Raw genomic sequence first — 6,906 nt, 5'->3', positions numbered from 1 at the left:
GCTCGAAGCCGTCGAGGTAGGCCGACAGGGCCAGCGCCCGGGCGCGCTCGCGGTCCCCGGCCTCGTAGGCGGCGAGGCTCTGCCGGAGCCGCTCGCGGGCCAGCGCCAGGGTGTCGGCTCCGGCCGGAGCGGCGAAAGCGTCGGGACTGGAGCGCAGATAGGCCATCACCGCGGCCGCCCTCGCCTCGCCGATTTCGCCGGCGAGCGCCGCGGGGGTCAGGCTGGCCAGCGCCTCGAGATCGGGGATTCGGCGGCGCAGGGCCGGGTCGGACTCCCACAGGCGCCTGCCCTCGGCGGCGAGGGCCGGCGGGTAGGCGAAGCGGGCGGAATGGAAGGCGAGCGCCCATTTGTCGGGCTCGGACAAGTGGCGGAAGCTGGTCATCGCCGTGCCTTCGAGGCCCTGGTCGATCACCTGGTAGAGCGCGAACGGGCTGCGCTCGCGGGCCCGGGCGCGGTCGGTGAAGGCGATCGGCGGCGGATCCATGGTCCTGGCGACCGGCACCTTGGCGTCGCCGTTGGAGCCGTGGCAGGACGCGCAATTCTGGGCGTACAGAGCGGCGCCTCGGGCGAGATCGGGCGCTTCGGAGGGCGCGAGCGGCACGGGATAGGCGGCCAGCAGCGCTGAAGCGAGCGAGCGCGCCTGCCGATGGATGTCGTCGGGTGAGGCCTTGGCCGCGATCGACCGCCGCAACGCGGCGGCGCCCAGAGACAGCTGCGCTTTGGCCGGCTTGGCCGGGAGCGCCTTCAGCCGTTCGCTGACCGAGGCCGAAAACTCGGCCATCTCGTCATACTCGAGCTGGTTCTTAATGCGGCCCCCGGCGACTGCCTCGCGATAGTCAACCGCGATGTAATCGAGCAACCGCCATGTGGTTTCTACGTGCCCTTGAGTCGTCCGTATGGTCGCCGATGCGGGTGCGAGAGTGCCCAACAACAAGGCCACCCAAACCACGCTGTGCAGGCTCGCTCTTGCCATACCGCGCGCATAGCATGATGCGAATGATTATCAATAACAGTAGGACGCTCAGCGGGGCGGGTAGCGCAGCCGGCCGAGGAACCGCGAGACGCTCAGATGCCGGTCCGAGCCGCGCCACTGCGCTTTCCATTTCTCGATCCGCATCACATCGTCGATGCGCCGGTCGAGGAAGCCGGCGGTCTCGGTCCATCCTTCGCTGTTGTCGTCGAGCCAGGCCAGCAGGGTCGACGCATAGACCCCGCCGAGCATCATCCGCTTGGTGTAATGGTTGAAGTCGGTGCTGGTGTCGCCGGCGATGCGCCACATCAAGTCCGCCGTGCGCCAGCCGATGCGAAGGCCAAGCGGCAGGTTCTGCGGCTGGGCGAGGATCGCGACCCCGCGGCGCATCGCCTCGCGCGCCGGGGCCATGATCTCGAGCCGCCTCCAGACCAGCGAGCGGATCTTCTCACGGATCTTGAGGCCGGCCAGCCGCTCGGCTGTGAAATGCTCCTCGAGCGCCCGGTCGACGCCCTGGATGTAGACGTCGACCATTCCCGCCTGGGTCTTGGGCATTGCCAGGCGCGCCTGGGCGCGATCGATCCCGAGCCGGTCGGCGGCCGTATCGACCGCGGCGCGCGACCAGCCGTCGAACACGGCATTCTCGCCGACCGCCAGGGCAAGGCGCCGGCGAAGCTGTTCGAGGGGACTCGGCTCGTCGATCGGGTCCATAACCGGCTAGGTGGGCCGCTCTTCCGCCTCGCGCAAGCCCCGGTCGGGAAGCCGCACGAGCACCAGCGCCAGCGCGATCGCCGCCGCTCCGAGCCAGTCAAGGGGCGACAGGGTTTCGCGATAGGCGACCCAGCCGATCAACGCCGAGATCGCCGGCTGGGTGAGCAAGGCGAGGCCGACCACCAGCGGCGGCAGAGCCCCGATCGCATAGACCAGAAGCCCCTGGCCGAGCACCTGGCTGCCGAGCGCCAGCAGCAGCACCGGGGTCCAGTCGCCGGGGATCAGCCGCTCGCCCAGCGCCAGCGACAAGGGCAGCAGCATCACCGCCCCGAACGCGCTCGCCAAGAACAGCAGCGGCAGCGCGTCGAGCTGCCCACGTCCCCGTTCGACCGCGATCAGATAGCCGGTGTAGAGGAGGCCCGCGGCCAGCGCGAACAGGTCGCCGCGCAGGTGGCGCGCGGACAGCTCGGCGCTGCCGCCCATCAGCAAAGCGGCCCCGACGGCGGCGAGGAGCAGGGCGGCCGACTGCAGCGCCGACGGCAGCCGGCGCGCGAGCCACAGCCCCCAGGCGGCGAAGGCGAAGCTCGAGATGTTGCCGAACAGGGTCGCGTTGCCGAGCTTGGTCATGTGGATGCCGGTGTGCCAGGCGGCGAGATCGGCGGCGAAGAAGAAGCCGGCGAACGCGGTCAGGATGACGAGCGCGCCTTTGGGCCAGTGCACCGGCGGGCCGATCACCCGGGCAATCAGGAACAGGAACGGAAGCGCCAGCGCCAGCCGCCAGAACCCGGCCGCGACCGGGCCGACTCCGGCGAGGCGCACCAGCCACGGACCGAACGCCAAGGAGCAGCTGCCGATTAGCAGAGCGGCGAAGGCGAACGGGTAAGTTTTGTTCGTCGTGTCCGGCACTGGATTGCTTCGCTTCGCTCGCAATGACGAGAATGGAGGCCGTCATTGCGAGGAGCGCAGCGACGAAGCAATCCAGTTATGGCGCGTATTGTCTTTCCAGCTCGAACAGGGCGAGCGCCGCGCGGGCCGCGTCGCCGCCCTTGTCGCCCTGGGCGGGATCGGCGCGGACCAGCGCCTGGGCCTCGTTCTCGACGGTCAAGATGCCGTTGCCGACCGAAAAGCCGTCGAGCGTCAGAGCGAGCAGGCCGCGGGCGCTCTCCTGGGCGACGACCTCGAAGTGAAAGGTTTCGCCGCGGATCACGACTCCAAGCGCGACAAAGGCGCAAAAGCGCCCGCTGCGCGCCGCCAGCGCGATCGCCGCCGGCAGCTCGAGCGCGCCCGGGACGGTGATGGTTTCGTGGCCGTGGCCGGCGGCCTCGATCGCCGAGCGCGCACCGGCCAGAAGCAGGTCGTTGAGGTGCGGGTAGAAGCGCGCCTCGACGATCAGGATGGTCGCCACGGCCTCAGCTCCCGGTCGCGATCGGGCGTTCCTCGACGATCGCCAGCCCGTAGCCGGACAAGGCGACCGGCGAATGGTGGGTGTTGGTCAGGAGCACCATCTCGTGGATCCCGAGCGCGGCGAGGATCTGGGCGCCGATGCCGTAGTTGCGAAGCGCCTCGCCGCCCGCCTCGCTGCTCTCCGGCGGCTTGCCCGAGCGGAGGTCGGTGGCGCGCGACAGCGATCCGGGCGAGGCGGCGTGAAGGGCGACGATCACTCCGGCGCGCTCGGCCTCGATCATCGCCATCGCGCCCTGCAGCAGGCCCGAGCGCTCGCTCGACTCGCCGAGCACGTCGGCGAACAGGTCGAGGCTGTGCATCCGCACCAGCACCGGCCTGTCCGGGTCGATGGCGCCGTGGACCATCGCCAGCTGCTCGGCGCCGGTCGCCTTGTCGCGGAACACCTGCGCCTGCCATTGGGCGCCGCTGCGGGCGGTGAATCCGGTCGAGGCCACCGCCTCGACCATGTGGTCCTTCTTGAGGCGATAGGCGATGAGATCGCGGATGGTGCCGATCTTGAGCCCGTGAGCGGCGGCGAAGCCCATCAAATCGTCGAGGCGGGCCATGCTGCCGTCCTCGCCCATGATCTCGCAGATGACGCCCGACGGGTTGAGCCCGGCGAGGCGGGCGACGTCGACCGCGGCCTCGGTGTGGCCGGCGCGGACCAGCACTCCGCCGGGCTGCGCGACCAGCGGGAACACGTGCCCCGGTGAAACCAGAGCGTCTGGGCCGTTGGCGGAATCGATCGCCACCGCGACGGTTCGGGCGCGGTCGGCAGCGCTGATCCCGGTCGAAATGCCCTCCCGGGCTTCGATCGAGACGGTGAAGGCGGTGATGTTGCGGCTTCGGTTCGAGCCCGCCATCGGCTGCAGTCCCAGCGCCTCGACGCGCTCTTTGGTGAGCGCCAGGCAGACCAGGCCGCGGCCGTGGCGGGCCATGAAGTTGATCGCGTCCGGAGTCGCCATTTGCGCCGGGATCACCAGGTCGCCCTCGTTCTCGCGGTCGTCGTCGTCAACCAGGATGAACATCCGCCCGTTGCGCGCCTCGTCGATGATCGCCTCGGCGCCGACCAGGACGTTGGTGTTGCCGCGCTGGAGCAGTTTTTCCAGTCGGCCGAGGGTGTCGGCGGTCGGGTTCCAGTCGGGGGAGCCGAGCTTGCGCAGCGAATTGGGGTGGAGGCCGGCGGCTCGGGCGAGCGCGGCGCGGCTCACTTCGCCGGTTGCGATGACGGCGCTCAGCCGCTCGATCAGGGTGGTGCTCATTTCCGGCTCAGTATCACACTACAATGTGATGGCAAGCTGAAACCTATGCCGTGGAATGTGCTCTGCTAACCATTATTCGCTCGAGATAGCGGGCGATCACGTCGATTTCCACATTCAACTGTCGTCCGACGGCGATGTCGGCCAGGGTGGTGATCCTGGCCGTGTGCGGGATGATGTTGACCGAGAAACGGGGCGAGCCGTCCTCGGCATCGGTGACGTCGTTGACGGTCAGCGAGACTCCGTCGATCGCGATCGAGCCCTTGCGCGCGATATAGGGGCCAAGGCCGTCGGGCGCTCGCAGCTCGATGCGCGACGAGCCTCCCTCGGGCGTGACGCTGGTCACTTCGGCGACCCCGTCGACATGGCCGGCGACGATGTGGCCGCCGAGCTCGTCGCCGACGCGCAGCGAGCGCTCGAGGTTGAGGCGGCTGCCTTCGCTCCACAGGCCTTGCGCGGTGCGCGACCGGGTTTCGCCCGAGACGTCGACCGCGAACCAGGAGTCTTCGCCCTCTGGGCCCTTGTCGACCACCGTCAGGCACACGCCCGAGCAGGCGATCGACGCTCCCAGGTCGACGGTGGCCATGTCGTAGCCGCAGGCGATGGCGACTCGAAGGTCGCCGCGCTGCTCGGCACTGCGGACGGTGCCGACATCGGTGGTGATCCCGGTGAACATATTGCTCCTTGTGCCGGGCGTGCGTGTCTCGACTTCGCTCGACACGAACGGGTTGGATTTCCCCTTAGCCGTTCGTCCCGAGCGCAGTCGAGGGACCATCGCCCTCCCGCACCCGCTCGTAAACTTCGAGCCGGTCGACCCCGAGCGCGCGACCGTCGCCCGAGCGCCAGCGGCCGTGGGCGCTGGCGATTCCGTCGAGCCCGACGTAGCCGAACGAGGACTTGCCTTCGCCGACGATGATCGGCGCCCGGTAGATCAGGATGCGGTCGACGAGGTCCTCGGCGAGGAACGCGGTCGCCGTCGCCGAGCCGCCTTCGACCAGCAGGTCGTTGACGTCATGAAGCCGGTAGACATCTTGCGGGGAACGCAGGATTTCCCAGCCGTCGACCGCCTCCCCCCGGGTCAGCAACGCCCGCCTCGGCGAGCGGTCCTCGAGGCCCGGAAGGCGAACGTCGAGCCGGGGAGTGTCGGCGAGGTAGGTGCCGCGGCCGACCAGGATCATGTCCGAGTGGGCGCGCTCGAGATGGACGTGGGCGCGCGCGTCCTCGCCGGTGATCCATTTGCTCTCGCCCGACGGCATCGCGATCTTGCCGTCGATCGACAGAGCCAGCTTCAGTGTGACCCGCGGCCGCCCGAGGCTGGTCCGGGTGAGATAGCCGGCCAGCGAAGCCTTGGCGGCCGCGCGGCCGGCGCCGAGCTTGACCGTAATTCCGGCCTCGCGCAGGCGTGCGATGCCCTTGCCGGCGGTGCGCGGGTCGGGGTCCTTGAGCGCGATCGTCACCCGGGCCGGCTTGGCGGCGACGAGGAGGTCCGCGCAGGCGGGGCCCCGCGGGCTGTCGTGCGCGCACGGCTCGAGGGTCACGTAAACGTCCGATCCGGCGGCCTTGCGCCCCGCCTGCTCCAGCGCGACGGCCTCGGCGTGCGGCCGCCCGCCCGGCTGGGTCGCCCCGCGGCCGACGATCTCGCCCTCTGAGACGATCACGCAGCCGACGTTGGGGTTGGGCGCCGTTCGCCCGCGCATCGCCTCGCCGAGCGCGGTCGCCTCGGCCATGAAGCGAGCCCCATTGCCCCGGGCCTGGCTCACATCCCGAGCTGTTTCTCGAGCTTCTGGAACTGCCTTTGCCGCTCCTTGGCCGCCGCCTCCTTTTCCGCCTGGTGCTTCTTCTGGTCGGCGATGATCTCGGCGTCGGTTCGGTCGGCTCTCCATTGCTCGACGTAGACCATCCGCGGCGGCGGCGCGGTGTTGATCTGCGAGTCGACGAAGAATTCGATGACGATGATCATCGTCACCAGCACGGCGAGCGCGGCGCCGATCCAGTGCTCGCGCTCGCGGTGGCGAAGGAAGGCGCGAAAGTCGGCCAATGCGGCGCGCGGGCTGACCGGACTTGGAAACCAGGACATGGCGGCAAGATAGGACTGGCGGTTCCGGACCGCTAGTGCCGTATCCCGGACCTGATCCGGGATCCAGCCCCTGTACCCATGGATGCTGAAACAAGTTCAGCATGACGGCCTGTCGGGGCCGTCAGTCGAGCTCGAAGCGCAGGGTGATCACGGTCGCGGAGGCGATCGCCCGCCCGTCCTCGGTCGCGGGCTTGTAGCGCCAGTGGGCGAGCAGATGGCGGCGGGCGGCGGCGAGGAACGCCGGATCGGCCCGGCCGACCGGTTCGACCGCGACCACTCGGCCGCGCGGGTCGATCGACAGCTTGAGCTTGAGCACCGCCTCCTCGTCGCTGGCGATCTTGGAGGCCGGGTAGGGCGGCCGAACGGCATCGGCCGGAGTGGCGAAGCGCGGACCGACGCGCACCGGCGCGCTGGGCGCCGGGTCGAGCCCCGGCTGCGGCACGGGC

The 6,906-nt window shown here is 69.9% G+C and carries 9 protein-coding genes; all 9 read right to left on the bottom strand.

Annotated features, from left to right (window positions below):
* On the bottom strand, window positions 1-859 hold an 859-nt coding region (locus H0T81_RS12040), incomplete at its 3' end, for a cytochrome c (protein ID WP_294013541.1).
* Between the two features lie 162 nt (window positions 860-1,021).
* Window positions 1,022-1,681: a COQ9 family protein gene (locus H0T81_RS12035; protein WP_294013538.1), complete on the bottom strand. Its 660-nt coding sequence runs from the start codon at window positions 1,679-1,681 to the stop codon at window positions 1,022-1,024.
* A gap of 6 nt (window positions 1,682-1,687) precedes the next feature.
* Window positions 1,688-2,521 (bottom strand): DMT family transporter, encoded by an 834-nt coding sequence (locus tag H0T81_RS12030; RefSeq protein ID WP_294013535.1) that lies wholly within the window; start codon window positions 2,519-2,521, stop codon window positions 1,688-1,690.
* A 142-nt stretch (window positions 2,522-2,663) separates the two neighbouring features.
* The gene (ribH, locus tag H0T81_RS12025; RefSeq protein WP_294013532.1) at window positions 2,664-3,086 is read right to left on the bottom strand and encodes a 6,7-dimethyl-8-ribityllumazine synthase; all 423 of its coding nucleotides are present in this window, start codon (window positions 3,084-3,086) and stop codon (window positions 2,664-2,666) included.
* Between the two features lie 4 nt (window positions 3,087-3,090).
* Window positions 3,091-4,386, bottom strand: coding sequence for a 3,4-dihydroxy-2-butanone-4-phosphate synthase (ribB, locus tag H0T81_RS12020; RefSeq protein ID WP_294013529.1), 1,296 nt, complete (start codon window positions 4,384-4,386; stop codon window positions 3,091-3,093).
* A 43-nt stretch (window positions 4,387-4,429) separates the two neighbouring features.
* Window positions 4,430-5,059: a riboflavin synthase gene (locus H0T81_RS12015; RefSeq protein ID WP_294013527.1), complete on the bottom strand. Its 630-nt coding sequence runs from the start codon at window positions 5,057-5,059 to the stop codon at window positions 4,430-4,432.
* 64 nt (window positions 5,060-5,123) lie between these two features.
* The gene (gene ribD, locus H0T81_RS12010; RefSeq protein ID WP_294013524.1) at window positions 5,124-6,110 is read right to left on the bottom strand and encodes a bifunctional diaminohydroxyphosphoribosylaminopyrimidine deaminase/5-amino-6-(5-phosphoribosylamino)uracil reductase RibD; all 987 of its coding nucleotides are present in this window, start codon (window positions 6,108-6,110) and stop codon (window positions 5,124-5,126) included.
* Between the two features lie 29 nt (window positions 6,111-6,139).
* A complete protein-coding gene (locus tag H0T81_RS12005; protein WP_294013523.1) occupies window positions 6,140-6,460 on the bottom strand; it encodes a hypothetical protein in 321 nt (106 codons plus the stop codon).
* Between the two features lie 121 nt (window positions 6,461-6,581).
* Window positions 6,582-6,906 (bottom strand): energy transducer TonB (locus H0T81_RS12000; RefSeq protein WP_294013521.1); only part of this gene is annotated, 325 nt, incomplete at its 5' end.

Source organism: Sphingomonas sp. (assembly GCF_013812825.1).
GTDB lineage: Bacteria > Pseudomonadota > Alphaproteobacteria > Sphingomonadales > Sphingomonadaceae > Sphingomicrobium.
Note: the sequence above shows the minus strand (reverse complement) of the source record. Positions and strands in the feature narration are given on the sequence as shown.